The sequence below is a fragment of the Streptococcus sp. CF8_Ac1-9 genome (assembly GCF_024295565.1).
Lineage (GTDB): Bacteria > Bacillota > Bacilli > Lactobacillales > Streptococcaceae > Streptococcus > Streptococcus parasanguinis_X.
Genome location: NZ_JANCOY010000001.1, coordinates 197,964 through 214,107, shown reverse-complemented (window position 1 = coordinate 214,107; position 16,144 = coordinate 197,964). Strand labels below are relative to the sequence as shown.

At 35.6% G+C, this 16,144-nt stretch carries 17 protein-coding genes and 1 other annotated feature; of the genes, 3 read left to right on the top strand and 14 right to left on the bottom strand.

Annotated elements, in window-relative coordinates:
* Positions 1-3: 3 nt before the first annotated feature.
* The 6 genes from NML76_RS01065 to NML76_RS01040 all read right to left on the bottom strand — a co-directional run bounded on the left by NML76_RS01065 (position 4) and on the right by NML76_RS01040 (position 7,073).
* Entirely contained in the window at positions 4-297 is a 294-nt protein-coding gene (locus tag NML76_RS01065) for a hypothetical protein (protein ID WP_023919386.1), read from the bottom strand.
* 145 nt (positions 298-442) lie between these two features.
* The gene (locus NML76_RS01060) at positions 443-580 is read right to left on the bottom strand and encodes a hypothetical protein (RefSeq protein ID WP_160312977.1); all 138 of its coding nucleotides are present in this window, start codon (positions 578-580) and stop codon (positions 443-445) included.
* Positions 581-783: 203 nt separating this feature from the next.
* Positions 784-1,656, bottom strand: a complete 873-nt coding sequence (locus tag NML76_RS01055) for a helix-turn-helix domain-containing protein (RefSeq protein ID WP_049496925.1) — start codon at positions 1,654-1,656, stop codon at positions 784-786.
* A gap of 92 nt (positions 1,657-1,748) precedes the next feature.
* The gene (locus NML76_RS01050) at positions 1,749-2,513 is read right to left on the bottom strand and encodes an IS30 family transposase (RefSeq protein WP_141751181.1); all 765 of its coding nucleotides are present in this window, start codon (positions 2,511-2,513) and stop codon (positions 1,749-1,751) included.
* A gap of 207 nt (positions 2,514-2,720) precedes the next feature.
* The gene (locus tag NML76_RS01045) at positions 2,721-3,092 is read right to left on the bottom strand and encodes a hypothetical protein (protein ID WP_003004846.1); all 372 of its coding nucleotides are present in this window, start codon (positions 3,090-3,092) and stop codon (positions 2,721-2,723) included.
* 141 nt (positions 3,093-3,233) lie between these two features.
* Positions 3,234-7,073: an SEC10/PgrA surface exclusion domain-containing protein gene (locus tag NML76_RS01040; protein WP_049473004.1), complete on the bottom strand. Its 3,840-nt coding sequence runs from the start codon at positions 7,071-7,073 to the stop codon at positions 3,234-3,236.
* A gap of 160 nt (positions 7,074-7,233) precedes the next feature.
* Here NML76_RS01040 and NML76_RS01035 point away from each other — a divergent pair, with 160 nt between their 5' ends.
* Complete coding sequence (locus NML76_RS01035; protein WP_013903620.1) at positions 7,234-7,560, top strand: helix-turn-helix domain-containing protein; 327 nt, start codon at positions 7,234-7,236, stop codon at positions 7,558-7,560.
* A gap of 69 nt (positions 7,561-7,629) precedes the next feature.
* Here the strand turns inward: NML76_RS01035 and NML76_RS01030 are convergent, their stop codons facing one another.
* Entirely contained in the window at positions 7,630-8,049 is a 420-nt protein-coding gene (locus NML76_RS01030; protein WP_049520962.1) for a hypothetical protein, read from the bottom strand.
* 781 nt (positions 8,050-8,830) lie between these two features.
* Here NML76_RS01030 and NML76_RS01025 point away from each other — a divergent pair.
* Together NML76_RS01025 and NML76_RS01020 are read left to right on the top strand one after the other, a co-directional pair.
* Positions 8,831-9,796: a phage integrase N-terminal SAM-like domain-containing protein gene (locus tag NML76_RS01025; RefSeq protein WP_003004844.1), complete on the top strand. Its 966-nt coding sequence runs from the start codon at positions 8,831-8,833 to the stop codon at positions 9,794-9,796.
* Between the two features lie 150 nt (positions 9,797-9,946).
* A complete protein-coding gene (locus NML76_RS01020; protein WP_003004863.1) occupies positions 9,947-10,246 on the top strand; it encodes a hypothetical protein in 300 nt (99 codons plus the stop codon).
* A 204-nt stretch (positions 10,247-10,450) separates the two neighbouring features.
* On the opposite strand, the gene rplL is transcribed toward NML76_RS01020, so the two are convergent.
* The 7 genes from rplL to NML76_RS00985 form a co-directional block, all read right to left on the bottom strand.
* Positions 10,451-10,819 carry a 50S ribosomal protein L7/L12 gene (gene rplL, locus NML76_RS01015; RefSeq protein ID WP_003001622.1) on the bottom strand — a complete coding sequence of 123 codons (369 nt, stop codon included), beginning with the start codon at positions 10,817-10,819 and terminating at the stop codon, positions 10,451-10,453.
* 75 nt (positions 10,820-10,894) lie between these two features.
* Positions 10,895-11,395: a 50S ribosomal protein L10 gene (gene rplJ / locus NML76_RS01010; protein ID WP_003001722.1), complete on the bottom strand. Its 501-nt coding sequence runs from the start codon at positions 11,393-11,395 to the stop codon at positions 10,895-10,897.
* A gap of 38 nt (positions 11,396-11,433) precedes the next feature.
* Positions 11,434-11,568 (bottom strand) — a sequence feature (ribosomal protein L10 leader region).
* 61 nt (positions 11,569-11,629) lie between these two features.
* Positions 11,630-12,427: a formate/nitrite transporter family protein gene (locus NML76_RS01005; RefSeq protein ID WP_254732471.1), complete on the bottom strand. Its 798-nt coding sequence runs from the start codon at positions 12,425-12,427 to the stop codon at positions 11,630-11,632.
* Between the two features lie 167 nt (positions 12,428-12,594).
* On the bottom strand, positions 12,595-13,299 hold the full coding sequence (locus tag NML76_RS01000; protein WP_021153281.1) for a glucosaminidase domain-containing protein: 705 nt from the start codon (positions 13,297-13,299) through the stop codon (positions 12,595-12,597).
* A gap of 149 nt (positions 13,300-13,448) precedes the next feature.
* The gene (gene yihA / locus NML76_RS00995) at positions 13,449-14,051 is read right to left on the bottom strand and encodes a ribosome biogenesis GTP-binding protein YihA/YsxC (RefSeq protein ID WP_003016353.1); all 603 of its coding nucleotides are present in this window, start codon (positions 14,049-14,051) and stop codon (positions 13,449-13,451) included.
* 11 nt (positions 14,052-14,062) lie between these two features.
* Positions 14,063-15,295, bottom strand: a complete 1,233-nt coding sequence (clpX, locus tag NML76_RS00990; protein ID WP_254732470.1) for an ATP-dependent Clp protease ATP-binding subunit ClpX — start codon at positions 15,293-15,295, stop codon at positions 14,063-14,065.
* Between the two features lie 208 nt (positions 15,296-15,503).
* Positions 15,504-16,013: a dihydrofolate reductase gene (locus NML76_RS00985; RefSeq protein ID WP_254732469.1), complete on the bottom strand. Its 510-nt coding sequence runs from the start codon at positions 16,011-16,013 to the stop codon at positions 15,504-15,506.
* Positions 16,014-16,144: the final 131 nt, after the last annotated feature.

The window sequence follows — 16,144 nt, the reverse complement described above, 5'->3', positions numbered from 1 at the left end:
CGCTTACCTACAATTCCAGTAACATTGTGCTGTACCACTTCCAATATATCTAGATGCACGTGCTTCAATTCCTGGCCGTTTCCAACCTGAGAAACCTCCGTTAGCACTTGCTGCGTGTTCATACACACCAGATTGAACGTGTGAGTAACTCCAAAGTCCTACTGTACGACCATAGTTCCAATAAACGGCAGAACCTTTATAATAAACTGTTGCGGCAGAAGCGATTGAACCACCTGCACCAGCTAGGGTAAGAGCAAGTAACGATGTTGAAATAATCTTCTTAATTCTTTTCTTCATAACATAGTCTCCATTTCATTTTTGACTAAAACTAACAATTACAACTCTTTTTTAGTAACTTATGACAACTTAGTACATTGGCAACTATCCTTTCTTTGAACTGGTAATACTACCAGCTTATTCATAAAATTGTACAATTCATATTTTAAAATTTTACAGAATATAATTCTCCAGGATCAAAGCCTAAAGGGGCGGGAACGGGATTTATCGATGGTTTACCAACAATAACTAATAAACCCGCTAATAAAACTGCGACAACAAACTTTTTAGTTGCTTTCTTCATATCTTGCAACCCCTTTCATATTCCTTGATTGTATTCTATCACGCAGAAAATTAATTGTCAATTATATTTATAAAGATTTTTTTATTTTATTTTTTTATTATGAATAAGTTTATTTTAACCGTAGAAATAACTCGTTTCATGAGAGATGTTATAATAAATGCATATAAAAAACAACACAGTAAAGACTGAGTTGTCTATAACAATTATGCTGGGAATGTTTCATTGATAAAACGCTCAAGGTCTAAAGCCATCTTATCATTTCCCTCTAGCAGGTATGCATGCTGCGCTGTTACAAAGTACTGTTTAACGGCATCTTTATGGGCAAAACCTTCACTAACATTCCCAAGTAAACAGTAAAGATTAGCTAAACAGTAGAAACTATTATTTTTGAGACAAATACCAATCGTTTCAAAAGTCTCACTTATCGCTCTCTCTGTTTGCTGGTTTAACCATAGATACCGACAAAAGTTATACCGACATTTAATCAGAATTTCAAGTTCATCAATTGTCCGAACCTTAACACTCTTAAAAAGATTGGTCATGCGATTATAGACTTCTTCAAATTTTGAGAGTTCATCCGTCTGAAAGTAAAAGTGTAATAAACTATTTGAGATATTCAAATATTCCCAATCATATTCGCTATATTTTGACAAAATAGCTTCTAATTTTTTGATCGCTTCATTCTGTTTAAGGTCATGGTTAAACAACACAATAGCCTCTATCCACTGAAGGTATAACTGATCGGAGAGAGGGAGTTTTACTGTCTTCGCAGCTTCTAACTCATAGATATATTTTAGTGAATCATAATCTCGTAAGTCTAAGAATTTCTTAGATACAGCACGAAATTGAGTCAAAAACTCCGATTCGACATGGATATCCTCGTCAAAAAAGTAGTCCATTGATACATTTAGCTTTTTTGCAAGGGCATATATTAAGTCTGAGCCAGGACTATAGTCTGCATCTCGCTCAATTTTACTGATTTGGGCCTGTTCACAGATACCAGCAGCCAATTCAACCTGAGACAAATTCAGTTCTTTTCTCCGACTACGCATTCGGCTCGCCAATAGTTTCCCCATATGGCCACCTCTATTCTATGTAATATTTATCTTTATATCACAAATTATAACATTATGACTTTTATTTTTCAATTATTCATACTCACCTAAAATCAAAAACTAATCCAACTTCTATGAACAATAGATTTTAGTACTGTCCAATGCAAGCTCCTAATCACTTCTTGCAACTTATCAATTACTTCATTGAGAGTTTTAAACATCTTTTTCTCGAACCCACGCTTCCGAATCTCCGCCCAGACTTGCTCAATCGGATTCATCTCAGGAGTATAAAGTGGAATGAAAGCTAAGTAAAAGCGCGTTTTTCTCTCTAGAAAGGTCGCTAAACAGTCCTTGCTTTTACCTCTGGAAGACACCACAGTATCGAGCTCCCAGTGGCCAAAAGTCTCACGATTCCTGACCTCTTTAGGACGTTTGGCAATCGACGTGCCAATCCTAAATGTCCCACGTGTTTCTTTGGGCTGTCGACTTTTTCCCTTTCGGCGCAGGACGCTTAAATCCAGATCAATCAAACCAGCATAGAGCCAGTTATAGATGGTTTTAAAAGCTACCATTGGCTTTTGTTCAAGCTGATAGCGACCACAAATCTGTTCAGGTGACCAAGAGGCTTTTAACCCCTTCTCAATTTCCTTTTTCAACTTTGGTGTCAAACAAGACTTCCGACCCTTTTGCTTAGCCCTGTGGTCGTACTGTTCCTGTGCTAAGACGGCGTAGTAACCATTTTGGCATCGTCTTAACTCTCTTGAAATGGTAGACTTATGAAAGTCAAGTTTACTTGCAATTTGGCAAGATTTTAAACCTAAATCCAAGTAAGTTTCTATCTTTATTCGGTCGGTTATGGTAAGATGGGAGTAGCTCATAGTTTTTCCTCGGGTTCTGTTTGTGCGGTTACTTACAGTTTACACCAATGAAACGCTATGAGTTTTTTTGTTGCACTATATTTTACAATTTATCATTTGATAAAATCTCAATAAAAAAGACTTAGAATCATGTTAACAATAACATTAATTCTAAATCCTTTTATTATTTATCTTCTAACTATATTTAAGATAGATACTTAAATTATATTACTGTTTTTCAAAAGTTCCGTCTGCTACACGAAAATCACTGTTAACAGTTTCAATTGAATTAAATTGAATCTTTAAATATTTTACTTCTTTTTCATCTTTTCCAGGTAATTCAGCTTTAGCACTCGCTGCACTAGAAACCTTTAATTTGACGTATTTCCCAGCGATTTTCCAAGTTCCATCTCTAGATTCGTCTTTATTATTTGTTACTTCTAGTGTTTTATCGCTATTGAAAACGATAGTTGAATCGTGTTTACTATCATACCAAGTACCAATAATTTGCTTCTCTGGTCCTGAATTTTGATTCAAGAAAAAGAATACTCCACCGGCAACCGCAAGTACTAAAACAACTAAAGCAATAATTTTTTTCATTATTTTTCCTCCTATAAATATCTAAAGATATTTATTATTTTTTTCATATACCTAGTTTCACTAAAATCATTAGTAAAAAATCAAATTTTGAATGATAAACTTTTATTCATTACTACAATAAGAAATACTTACCAGCTTTTATTAATCACGATGTTTCCGTGATACTGAAATACCAAAACTACAAAGAACAATTCCCATTGCAAACACTAACCAATTCTCAATTGAACTTGTATTAGGCAAGGCTCTATTTGCACCATATTTAGCTTGATTTCCAGCATAGCTATATACTCGTTCATTAGAAGTACTTTCTGGTATACTCTTTTCTAACGCAGGATTCAGAGAAATCATCTTGTGATCTACTTTATCGTTAAAGACTTCGCTTTGTCTTGTACGAGTATTTAAATAGGCTTCCCTAACTGCTTCATATTGCGCAGTTGCATACAATTGATCTTGTAGAAGTGTTTTAAGTTTAGCTTCCTCTCTTGCTACATTCTCAAGTGCTAAACGGTGCTCTTCAACTGCATTGTCATATGCTTCTTTTGCTTTTTTCAAATATACATCAGCATTTTCAAGATGATCTAAAAGTGTTTCTAAAGCACCTAAGTGAGTATTTAATTTAGAAATTTCATCCTTAATTTGACTTTCTTTAGCTTTTAACTCTTCAACTTTATTCTGACGGTTTCTGAGTTCTGCTTCATCCGTAGCTTTTGCAGCTTTAAGATCTGAAAGTACTTTAAGTTCTTTATCCAATTCTGCACGCGCATCTGCTAAAACTTTTTGTTTTGTTTGAATATCTGCATTTAGATTTTCAACTGCTGATTGTGCTTTTGCATAACGAGTCTTGGCAGCAACTAATTGTTTAGAAGCTTCATCTAGATTCTTTTGTGCAAGAGGTGTCTTATCAGAGATTGAGTTTAATCTTGCAATCGTTTGACGTGTAGTATTTAAGGCTGCCAAATGTTTTTCATGAATTTTAGTTACTTCATCTAAATTGTTTCTTGCTGTCTTATCTGCTGCTATTGCTTTTTCAAGCTCCTCTTTTGCAGTTTCTAATGCTTTTTGCTTAACTTGAAGGTCTGAATTTAAGTTATCCAGAGCTGTTTGAGCTTTGATATATCTTGTTTCAGCTTCTTCTTTTAGTTGTTTCGCATTGTCGTATTTCTTCTGTGCACCTGGAGTTTGATCAGGAACTGACATCAATTCTGCTACTAGTTTTTGAGTTTGTTTCAGATTTTGATTTGCATTTTGATTTTCTACTTTTGCTTTTTCAAGATCAGATTTAGCTTTTACTTCTGCTGTTGTGGCCTGGTCTAAATTATCTTTTGCATTTGCTAAAGCTTGACGCTTGCTTTGAATATCAGCATTTAATTGATCAAGTGTATCTTGAGCCTTATTAAATTGGATTTGTGCTTCATTATAATTTTGCGTAGCGTTTTCCAATTTAGTAGTAGCTGCAGGTGTTTGATCAGGAGTAGCTTTCAGAGCATCTAATTTTGCTGTCGTTTCTTTGAGAGCTTTTGTACTTTTATCGTTTTCTGATTTAGCTTTTTTCAAACGATTCTGTGCAGAATCATTTGCCGTATTTGCTGTAGTCTGCTTAGCTTTAGCAGCTGTTAATTCATCTTCCATTTTTGAGGTATCAAATGGAGTTGCAAGAGGTTTAGCAATGCCTGTATCATAGTAATCATCGACATATTTAGAATGATAATCACCTGTCTGTTCGTCTTTAACATACTCAAAGTGGGCATTTCGACCTTTGAATTCAACAAAGTGCATGCGTCCAACATTGCTAGCTGTAAAGCTATTTGCGACTCCCACTGCGCGAACGTTTGTTGGAACTTTTTCTCCAACCATAAGTTTCATGTGCCCAAAATTGGCATGTACGTCATTTGTAATAAAACTAATAACAGAATCATATACTTCACGATACAATTGAGACATTCTTACTTTACGAGTTTCTTTGGCTTCTGAGTAGTAAGCTCCGTATCCAAGCAAAGTGTTGTTGAAGTTCATGTTCTCTCCAGCCCATGCAATTGAATCTAAACCGTCTTTAGCCAAAGCAGTATAGCTGTGACCTGAGCTGTAAGGTTTATTTTCTTCAGCGTAAGCTTTTGCAATATTTTTAACTCCTTGAACAGCCTCTTCAGTAACGATATAGTGATGGCTACCCCAAACTTGTTCTTGAAGATTATTTGAAAGAAGAGCATAATATTGGCTCAAAGCTTCAATTTGTTTGTCTGTGAGGTTATCCAAATCAACTTCTGAATCGTCAATCGGCAAGACAATATCTTTATTAGACCAATCTTTAATGACGATATTTTGGTGTTCTGGAGAATACTCTGTAATAGCAGTTCCGAAATCATATTTACTGTTTTTGAACCATTTTTGGATGATATCGTTTAACGCGGTTTTATTTGCGTCTGAATCATCAGCTAGGTAAGCTTTGTAGGCATCAATGACATTTTGAGGCAATTGAGGAATAGTAAGGTTCTTAATTGCAGAAATTTGTTTGTTGAGTGTCTCAACAGCTTTATCTGCTTTTTCCTTGTTTTCTTTTGCTTCTTGAGCTGCTGATGTAGCACTCGCTAACTCATTTGAAGTTTCATTTACTTTCGCCTCTTCTTGTTTTTTCTTAGTAGTTAAAGTTGAAATTTCCGAAGCTTTCGTAGCATCATTTTCTTTAGCTTTTTTGAGCTCTTCTTCTGCACTAATCTTACTATTTTGTTTATTTGCTAAATCATTTGCTTTGCTATCACGATTTGCAATTGTCTGGGCAAGTTGGGATTCAGAAGCATCAAGATTACTTTGAGCTGAAACCTTATTTTCTTGAGCTTTCTTTAGATTCTCTTGTGCTTGTTTTTGTTTTTTCTCAGCAGATGACAAGTTTGCTGCAGTTTCTTGACTTTTCTTTATTTGATCCGCTTCAACAGACTTTGCATTTTTTAGTGCTGTTGATTTTTTATCATCCGCTTCTTTGGCACGATCAAGTTCTTGTTTCGCTGTATTTTCAGTTGCTGTATTAGCATCTAAAGTTTTCTTAGCAGCATCACGTTCTGCTACAATTTCTTCGACGCCGGTACCGTCTAGAACCTTCTGAGCAGTTTCTTTCTCTTTTTGAGCCTTCACTAATGCGTTTGCTGCTTCTTCTGCAACCTTTTTTGCATCTGCTAATTGTTTAGCAGAAACCTGACTAGCACTAAGTTGCATTTTTTCATCAGAAGAAGCTTTACTGAGTTCTTCAGCTTTATTTTTGTCTTCGTTAATGGCAGTTTCCAAAGCCTTTTTCGCTGCTTCTTCTGCTGATTCTTTTTCAGCTACATCACTTTTTGCTTTGTCTCTTTCAGCAATGATTTCCGATGCTCCAGTACCATCAAGATTTTTTTGTGCAGTTGCTACTGCTTCCTCAGCTGTCGAAACTTTCTTTTCTTGCTCTGAAATTTTATCTTGATCTTTTTTAATAACCTCTGATTGCTGATTACGTTCTTTCTCAGCTTCTAGAACTTTATCAGTTGCATCTTTTTGTGAAGTTTCCTTTTTCTCAATATCAGCTTTTACTTCTGATATTTCATTCTTGGTTTTTTCAATTTTTTCAGGCGTAGCTGATTCTTTATTTGCTTCAGCATTCTTTAAGTCAACATTTGCCTCGGAAACTTTTGATCCAGCGACTGCTTCCGAAGTCTTAGCGTCTTCTAATGCACTTTCTTGATTTGAAACCGATTGATCCGTTTCTTCCTTGATCGTTCTTGCTTCTTCTACAACTTCAGAAGTTGGCGTTTTCGTTACAGTTGCAACTCCATTATGTACAAATACTCCGTCTACTTGTTTTATATTTGTAGACGAAGGAGTTGTCGATCCAGTACTTAATGTTGACTCATTTGGCTGAGTTGCAGTTACTTCATCCGCTTGTACAACGGAAATTCCCGCAAAAGCTGTAGCTATTGATACAGCAGATACAGTTGCTTTGATAGTTTTCTTTTTCATAATTCCCACCTTTATGATAGAGTATTGAGCAAATTATCACTATATAATTATAAACAACCGAATTATACTATATTTTAGCAACTTTGTAAAGTTGTAACCAACCTTTTAAGAACTAGAACCTAACCTTATAAGGCTGTAAAATAGTCTTAAGAGGTGAGCAATGTCAGAATTACAAAAGTATATAAGCAAACGAATACGGATTCTGCGGACCCAGTCAGGAATGACTCAGGAACAATTAGAAGAAAAAGCAGATCTTGGTACCAATTACGCGTATAAGTTAGAAAATTTAGAGCCCAATATAAAAATTAGTACTCTGGAGAAAATTATAGATGCGTTGAATGTTGATCTACAAACTTTTTTTGATTTAACACTTAAAGAAGAAAGTACTGACTTAGCACAGCTTATCGACACTATCAAATCTTTACCAGAGTACAAACAAAATAAAGTCATTTCAGCTATTAACACAATTATTAACGAGACAAAATAAAAAGAGTGGAAAAGGATAAGTATAAAAACGATTCCTTTCCCACTCTTTTTGTGCGTAAAAATATGGTTATTAGCTATTGGAGCCTGCGATTCTTGGGTAACCAAACGTCATATCGAGCTCGTCTTCCTCGTAATTCTTGATCAATTCCCAGAAATCTGCAACTGATAACGCTGCAACTGATTCATGCCAATTGAATTTAAAAAACAAATCTAAGAGAAAATTAATTACAAGATGGATTTTAGCTGTTTGTTCTACAGTATCAAATGTAATCAAAATTTTCTCACACAACGGATCAATTAATTCAATCTCAATGCTATCATTTACAAAATTGAATGACACTTCTTGATCTTGATCATTCAAGATTGAAATATACTGATCCTCTTCAAATGTTGAATAAAACATTCTAATATTAATTTCTTCATTTCGATTAATTAACTCTGAAATATATTGTTGAGTTAAATTAATCACATAATTTTTGTAATTTTTCATTAATTTTACCTCAAATTATTATTTAAAAAAGTTTTTTTCATCTGTGAATTTTCACGGTGGTCTCACTCTCTCTAATATTATTAAACGATTGTTCTTGAGCATCTGCTACCTCCTTTTTTGAGGAATAAAAAAAGACAGTTCACCACCGCCTTTTTTTCTTCACTATTATTATGCCATTTTTTTGTAAAAATAAAAACAACATTTCCGTTCCTAAAATAACGATGTTTTTCTTCTATCTTTATTTTTATCAAAATATGGCATACTATTATTGTAAATTAAATTGAGCAAGTAGAGCCATTATTCATATGGTGAGAAAGTTTGTTACTGGGCACGGTTAACGTACTTATTTCTCATATGCTAGTCATTGCAAAGGAAAAAACTAAGAAAAAAAGAAAGAAAATCTAAATGGTTATTCTCTACTGAATAACATGAAGTAAAGAATAACCATTTAGTAGATAAAAAAGTAAAGAAAAACGTGTTTAAGGTAAAATAAAAAAGGTAAAAATAAAAGTAAATACTAAAAAAATAACTAGTTTAGCAAAGCAAAAGAAAAATGTAAAAAAAAAGTAAAATAGAAAAGTTTTATAAGCTCGAACAAGCAATGACATCTTTATGATCCTTCCAAACATAGATCACGGTGAGTACTGAAAATCTATCGCAAACATTAAACTTCAAGAGTTAGCCTCGATGGGAAGAATCAAAAGCATACCCAGCTTTTAAAAAAAGGGTGGGAGGCAGTTTAACAATAATATGTACTATTTTAGATAGAAAGGAATGTATAATGCCAAGAAAAAGAAATTCCCTCAAGCACGATTTATTTATTGCAGCTTCAAAAAATATCACAAACAATCGAACGAGGACAAGCTATAAAAGAGCAATTACTCGCTTCACAAAGTGGGCTAAAGAACACAACATTAGGAAAAAATCAGATATTACTGAAGAAGCGATTCAACTATATCAACTAGATCTAAATGATGATCCAAAACAATACTCTGTTGCTACAATTCATACTTATTTAGCACCTATCTGCAAAGCAGTTGATATCAATATGAATAGAATTAGAAAAGACAAGCGTTCAAGTGACAAAATTATCAGAGGACGTGTAAAATCAAAAAACTCACAAGGTAAACATCAAGAAACAGACTCTCGCTTCTCTCGGCTGGTTAATTTTCAGAGGGCAGTTGGGATTCGTAGATCCGAATTAAAAAAATTAAAAGGAAAAGATATTCGAAAAGATAATAATGGAAATTACTATGTTTTAGTTCAGCGTGGGAAGGGAGGAAAATTTCAACCTCAACTTATTCTTCCTCAAGATGTTCCAGTAGTCCTTGATACTTTTAAAAATAAACAAGAGGATGATTATATCTTTACAGATGTGGAAATGAATAATCTAATCAATCTACATGGGATGCGAGCTCAACATGCAAGAGAGTGTTATTACTTCTACTTGAAGAAACTCCAAGATAATCCAAATTTCAAGGTGAATTTAAAAAATTTTTTAATAGAACGTTGGGAGGTTGGTCACCAAAATTTAAGGGATAAATCATTAAAGAAATTTGAAAAACAAAAGAAAAACTTCATTAATGAACTAAGAGATGAACCTTATAAAATTCGTGGATCAAACTATAAAAAAGCCTTAAATTCAGCCCTGCCTACAAAATATAATCGTTTAGCTTTGATGGCGGTCTCGGTCTTCCATCTTTCCCACTGGCGTCTATCCGTTACAGTGACCAACTATATTCTTTAATGTTTCTCATTTTCTACTAAAAAATGAAGAAAAAAAACGGAAAAAAACAGTTTTTCATCGTTTTTATGGCATACTTAAATTATGGGTTGTTGTATGGCTAATAGTTTTAACACATTTTACAGACATGGTATAAATTTAAAGGAGAAAAAGATGTCAATTAAAAATCAGTTACAAAGAGAATTCAAAGGTTCAAATTTTGAAATTCGTGAAAAATTAATAACAGATACCTACTTCACTAGCTTTTTAGAATACGTTAGTTCACCTGAATCAATCTCAAAATTAATTGAAGAAGGCTATGCTGATAAAAGAAATCAGTTAGATGAATACATTGATTTTGCACTTTATCATAATTTAATTACTATGCGAAATAGTATTATTCAAGCTACTGATCTTGGTTTAGCTTGGGTGTGGTGGGCATATGCACCAGTTGAAGGCGATGATTGGATTTAGGTTAAAACATCACCATGCTTTCTGCATAAGGTAAAACTAACAAAGGAATTATATAGTCTATTTTGTTGTAGAAAAAAATCCCCGCCAAGATCTAACTTGGCGGGGATTTGGTGGGGAATAACTCCCCTCTTTAAGATTTAAATCACCTTAAGCAATTCTTAACCTTAATATACTAGGCTTTCGCATTCAATTTGCGTTACTCTATTATTTAAGAGTAACTGAAGCTCCAGCTTCTTCCAATTTACCTTTGATTTCTTCAGCTTCAGCAGCTGCAACACCTTCTTTGATGACACCAGGTGCACCATCAACAAGTTCTTTAGCTTCTTTAAGACCAAGACCAGTGATTTCACGTACAACTTTGATAACGCCGACTTTCTTGTCGCCTGCAGATGTCAATTCGATATCGAATGAATCTTTAGCAGCACCTGCGTCAGCAGCACCAGCTGCAGCAACAGCTACAGGAGCAGCTGCAGTTACACCAAATTCTTCTTCGATAGCTTTTACAAGGTCGTTCAATTCAAGGATTGAAGCTTCTTTAATTTCAGCAATAATGTTTTCAATGTTCAATGCCATTGTTATTTCCTCCAAATAAGTTTTAATTTTATGTTTTTATTTTTTTGTAGCTAGGCTACGCTGCGTAGCTTAAGATTAAGCTGCGTCTTCTTTGTTGTCTGCAACCGCTTTGACTGCAAGAGCAACGTTGCGCACTGGCGCTTGAAGTACAGAAAGGAGCATAGAAAGAAGTCCTTCGCGGTTTGGAAGAGTTGCAAGTGCAAGAATCTCTTCTTTAGATGCGACAGCGCCTTCGATTGCACCACCTTTAATTTCAAGTGCTTCAGCGTCTTTTGCAAAATCGTTCAAGATTTTCGCAGGTGCGATAACATCTTCGTTAGAAAATGCTACTGCAGAAGGTCCAACGAATACAGATGCAAGATCTTCAAGACCAGCTTTTTCAGCTGCACGACGCAAGATTGAGTTTTTGATAACTTTAAACTCAACTTCGCTTCCGCGAAGGTTGCGACGGAGAACTGTATCTTGCTCAACTGTCAAACCGCGAGAATCTACAACGACGATTGATGCAGCAGCTTTCATTTTTTCAGCTACCACGTCAACAAGTTCCGCTTTTTTAGCAATAATTGCTTCACTCATTAGTGTGTTCACCTCCGTAATTATTTTGCTTGGGGAATTTTTCCAAAAGAAAAACGCGCCCAAACCTAGACACGAAAGTACAATACGCTTCTTTTAATTGATACGTTTTGTCCTCGGTAGGATTTTTATGAGTCGAGCTCCCCTACTGTCTTAGGCAGTTTTTTCAAACTGTAGATTAGTTTATCATATATAAAAAAAGAATGCAAGTACTTTTGCAAACTTTTTTTATATTTTTTAATCGTTGTAGAGACTCTTGATATTATTCAACCAAGCATAGGCCAGTCCCATTAGGACTCCTCCTCCTACCCAGTTGGCAAAGAAGGTGACACCATAGTGACGTAAAATATTTAAAAATTCAAAATGCGGCAATTGGCTAGAAACTGGATTAAAGCTTAATAATGAGAAGGAAGCAAAGTTTGCAGCCAAGTGTTCATTGGTCATAAAGACAAACATATAAATAGCAGAGAGGGCTAAGAGCACCTTCGCTGTTTCATCTTTGAAATACAAATAAGAAAGAATAGCAATATTTACAAAGATATTGGCAATAACCCCTTCAAAGAAAACCACTTGATTGCTTCGTTGGAGTTTATTTTCTGCCACCGTAGCTAGGAATCCTTTTGGATCGATATGTGCAAAGGCTGTTGTTTGATTGAACAGAAAAGCGACGATTAAAGCACCAATTAAATTAAAGAAGGTACAATAAAGAAGAATTTCCAGCGCTTTCTTCCAATGAATTTTCTTTAGATAGGTCCCCGCCGTCAAATACATCATATTTGAGGTGGTTAACTCCGCATTTAAGAATAAGAGGTAAACCAAGCCCCAGGCAAAGATGAATGGAAATAGAAAACGACCCAATCCAGGTACAAAGGAATTTAATAAGTCAGCTGCAACTGCTCCGACCGCCGTACTTAAAGTAAGAAATCCTCCAGCAAAAATAGAACGGACTGCATAGCGCGTTTTAGATTTCTGATAGAGATCTTCCTTCTTATTACACGCCGCTCCAACTTTTTGAATAAAATTAGATTCAGACATACTATTCTCCTTATATAATGTTTGTGAACAAAATCATTATATCATAGAGAGAAAAGTTTGAAAAGGTTTTCAGGAAGAATTCTTAAATTTTCAGGATATACGATTTATATCGAATAATACTATGTGCTAAAAAACAACAAAAAAACAGGCAGATGCCTGTTTTAGTATTAATAATTCAAACGGTTCGCCCAGGCGATATCCAAATTCAAGATTTCTTGTGAAGTGAACTGTTGGCGATATGGATTATAAACCGAACCTGTGATACCACCTTGAACATTTGGTGAATCATATTGAGTCAAATTATAGGTTTCAATGATGTTATTAAGTTTTGCATAGTAGCTTGTGTCTGTCGCATAAACCCCTGTCAAAGCTGCTGTTGCATCTTGGTAACTAGAGGTGTTGCTCTTCCATGCACCTGCAAAATGTCCTTGTTTCAAAACAGCTACATAGTCTTGCAATGATTCATAGTAAGATGGGTAAGAACGAAATGCGTCATTAATCGTATACGCATTTCCAGCACCATCATCTTCCCAAGTTTGCATCACTGCAGATTGACCAGCATAACTTCCTTTAATACCGAAAAGGTTGTAATGCGGATAAGAAGACAAGCCAGACTGACCTGAACCACTTTCAAGGATGGCTTGTGCGATCATAACGGAAGCATAAAGGTCATTCTCTTGACCGAGCTGACGAGCTGACTCACCAATTTGTGAGATAAAAGCTTCAGTAGGGTCTGAATAAGCTTGGTAAGTTCCATCATTAGCGCCAACTGATGTGACGTGCTCGCTCATAGCAGCAGCAAATGTCCCCACTGCTAATACAGAAACGAACAAACCAAATAATTTCGTTTTATTCCGTATTTTCTTTTTCATAATACAATTTATCTCCAATTAATTTTTTATCATCTTTTATCTTTATAGAGATTATACCATATAAATAGAAGAAAACAAAGGCACTTATATTACACTTGTATTACAATTGCGAGATAAATCCAAAACAAAAATGACATTTTCATGTCATTTCAATTTATTTCGTAAAACGCATTTTCTAAAATAGCATCCCATGACTTCTCTAGTCCTTCCCTGGTTACAGAAGAAAAGACGATAAAGGTATCAGCTGGATCAAAATCTAGTTTTTTCTTGATGATCGATTCATGTTTGTTCCATTTTCCACGTGGAATCTTATCTGCCTTAGTCGCTACCAAGATTACTGGAATTTCGTAGTACTTTAAGAATTCATACATTTGGACATCATCTGCAGAAGGTTCATGACGAAAATCGACTAAGCTAACGACTGCTTTTAAGTTCTCCCGGCTAGTGAGGTATTCTTCAATCATCCTTCCCCACTTCTCGCGCTCTTTTTTTGAGACACGTGCGTAACCATAACCAGGTACGTCTACCAAACGGAGTTTATCATCGATATTGAAGAAATTGAGCAATTGAGTTTTTCCTGGTTTTCCAGATGTTCTGGCCAGGTTCTTTCGATTTAAGAGAGTATTAATAAAAGAAGACTTGCCGACATTGGATCGACCGGCAAGTGCAACTTCTGGAATCTCATCTTGAGGATAATGGCTCTTATTTGCAGCGCTTAAGAGGATATCCGCATTATGTGTGTTAATTTCCATATTTTATCTTTCTAGGCTGTTTCGAGAATTGGTTTTTCAGTTCCATCTACAGCTTCTTTTGTAATTCGAACAAGTTTGACATTTTCTTGACTTGGAATTTCAAACATGACATCCATCATCGTTTCTTCGATAATCGAACGAAGTCCACGAGCTCCTGTTTTTCTTTCGATGGCCTTATTAGCAATCTCTTGAAGGGCTTCATCATCAAATTCCAATTCAACATTATCATAAGAAAGCAAGGTTTGGTATTGTTTTACCAAGGCATTGCGTGGCTCTTTCAGAATACGGACAAGGTCGTCAACTGTCAATTGCTCAAGGGCCGCAAAGACTGGAAGACGTCCGATCAATTCTGGGATAATCCCAAATTTTTGAATATCTTCCGCAACGATTTCTTGCATGTAAGAGCTGGATTCATCAATAGCTTTATTGTTCTTACCGAAACCGATGATTTTTTCACCAAGACGTTGCTTAACAATTTCTTCGATCCCATCAAAAGCCCCACCTACGATAAAGAGGATGTTCTTGGTGTCCACTTGGATCATCTCTTGTTGAGGGTGTTTACGTCCCCCTTGAGGTGGTACACTAGCGACAGTTCCTTCGATGATCTTCAAGAGAGCTTGTTGCACCCCTTCACCAGAAACGTCACGTGTGATCGAGACGTTTTCACTTTTCTTAGCGATCTTATCAATTTCATCGACATAGATGATGCCACGTTCTGCACGCTCAATATTGAAATCCGCTGCCTGAAGAAGTTTTAAGAGAATATTTTCAACGTCTTCACCCACATAACCGGCTTCAGTTAAAGCTGTTGCATCTGCAATAGCAAATGGAACATTCAGGCTACGAGCCAAGGTTTGGGCCAAGAAAGTCTTTCCTGAACCAGTAGGTCCAATCATGAGGATGTTTGATTTTTGCAATTCAACATCCGTCTCATCTTCGCGTGTATCGTGGAAGTTGATGCGTTTGTAGTGGTTGTATACCGCTACTGCAAGGGCACGTTTAGCCCGATCTTGACCGATGACATAGTGGTTCAAGATATTGAGCAATTCGATTGGTTTTGGAACTTCACTAAGGTCAGCTAGGACTTCTTCAGCAAGCTCCTCCCGGATGATTTCTTGAGCTAACTCTACACATTCATTACAGATAAAAGCATTGTTTCCTGCAATGATTTTTTGGACTTCATCTTGGCTCTTTCCGCAAAATGAGCAATAAACCATCATATCATTATTTTGATTCGTTGGCATGTATTTCCTCTTTCTGTCATTTTCTGTTTCTATTTAGTTTAAAATAAGGTCATGTAAAAGGCGTGAATAGAATTTACAAGATTGGTAAAAGCATTTAGTAAGAATAAAATAGCGAGGCCAAAACGTTTTTTACGAAAGGTTTGTAAGGCGCAAATCAAACAGATGACACATAGGACAGCTGTAAAAAAACCAAAGACACTTCGCTCCATTAGTCTAAATCCTTTCTCTTATAATAGTTGATCGTAAAATCATATGGGTTCTTCTCATCTTTCGGATGATGGACTTGACGGACTTTTTCATAGTGGCTCTCTTCAAATTTTGGTGCCAATGTATCGCCATCAATTGTTGTATGAATCATGGTCTGGATCAACTCTTCTAACTGATCAGAGAAGAGCTTTAAAATCTGACTGCCACCGATAATATAAAGATTCTTCTCTTGGTTCTGGTACCACTCCAAGACTTCTTCTTTGCTGTGCATGACGAGTACAGCATCGTTTTCAGGATCATAGGCTTGATCTTGCGTTAAGATAATGCTGGTCCGACCTGGTAGAACCCTTTTATTCATTCCATCAAAGGTCACTCTTCCCATAAGAATTGCTTGTCCCATGGTTGTTTCTTTGAAATGCTGAAGCTCAGCTGGCAGATGCCAAGGCATGACTTGGTCCTTTCCAATAATGCCATTTTCAGTTTGAGCCCAGATACCAATTATCTTTTTCATTCTCTCATCCTTTACACTGATACTTCTATTTTATCAAATTTTCTTATAAAAGACTGATTTCAACTATCTAGTTTGGAGGATATTTTTTTAAATACAAACAGAAAAAAACCGCGAGATTTTCGCGGTTTTTC

Coding starts and splice junctions, on each gene's coding strand:
- NML76_RS01065 (WP_023919386.1), bottom strand. CDS start 297: ATGAAGAAAAGAATTAAGAAGATTATTTCAACATCGTTACTTGCTCTT.
- NML76_RS01060 (WP_160312977.1), bottom strand. CDS start 580: ATGAAGAAAGCAACTAAAAAGTTTGTTGTCGCAGTTTTATTAGCGGGT.
- NML76_RS01055 (WP_049496925.1), bottom strand. CDS start 1,656: ATGGGGAAACTATTGGCGAGCCGAATGCGTAGTCGGAGAAAAGAACTG.
- NML76_RS01050 (WP_141751181.1), bottom strand. CDS start 2,513: ATGAGCTACTCCCATCTTACCATAACCGACCGAATAAAGATAGAAACT.
- NML76_RS01045 (WP_003004846.1), bottom strand. CDS start 3,092: ATGAAAAAAATTATTGCTTTAGTTGTTTTAGTACTTGCGGTTGCCGGT.
- NML76_RS01040 (WP_049473004.1), bottom strand. CDS start 7,073: ATGAAAAAGAAAACTATCAAAGCAACTGTATCTGCTGTATCAATAGCT.
- NML76_RS01035 (WP_013903620.1), top strand. CDS start 7,234: ATGTCAGAATTACAAAAGTATATAAGCAAACGAATACGGATTCTGCGG.
- NML76_RS01030 (WP_049520962.1), bottom strand. CDS start 8,049: ATGAAAAATTACAAAAATTATGTGATTAATTTAACTCAACAATATATT.
- NML76_RS01025 (WP_003004844.1), top strand. CDS start 8,831: ATGCCAAGAAAAAGAAATTCCCTCAAGCACGATTTATTTATTGCAGCT.
- NML76_RS01020 (WP_003004863.1), top strand. CDS start 9,947: ATGTCAATTAAAAATCAGTTACAAAGAGAATTCAAAGGTTCAAATTTT.
- rplL (WP_003001622.1), bottom strand. CDS start 10,819: ATGGCATTGAACATTGAAAACATTATTGCTGAAATTAAAGAAGCTTCA.
- rplJ (WP_003001722.1), bottom strand. CDS start 11,395: ATGAGTGAAGCAATTATTGCTAAAAAAGCGGAACTTGTTGACGTGGTA.
- NML76_RS01005 (WP_254732471.1), bottom strand. CDS start 12,427: ATGTCTGAATCTAATTTTATTCAAAAAGTTGGAGCGGCGTGTAATAAG.
- NML76_RS01000 (WP_021153281.1), bottom strand. CDS start 13,299: ATGAAAAAGAAAATACGGAATAAAACGAAATTATTTGGTTTGTTCGTT.
- yihA (WP_003016353.1), bottom strand. CDS start 14,051: ATGGAAATTAACACACATAATGCGGATATCCTCTTAAGCGCTGCAAAT.
- clpX (WP_254732470.1), bottom strand. CDS start 15,295: ATGCCAACGAATCAAAATAATGATATGATGGTTTATTGCTCATTTTGC.
- NML76_RS00985 (WP_254732469.1), bottom strand. CDS start 16,013: ATGAAAAAGATAATTGGTATCTGGGCTCAAACTGAAAATGGCATTATT.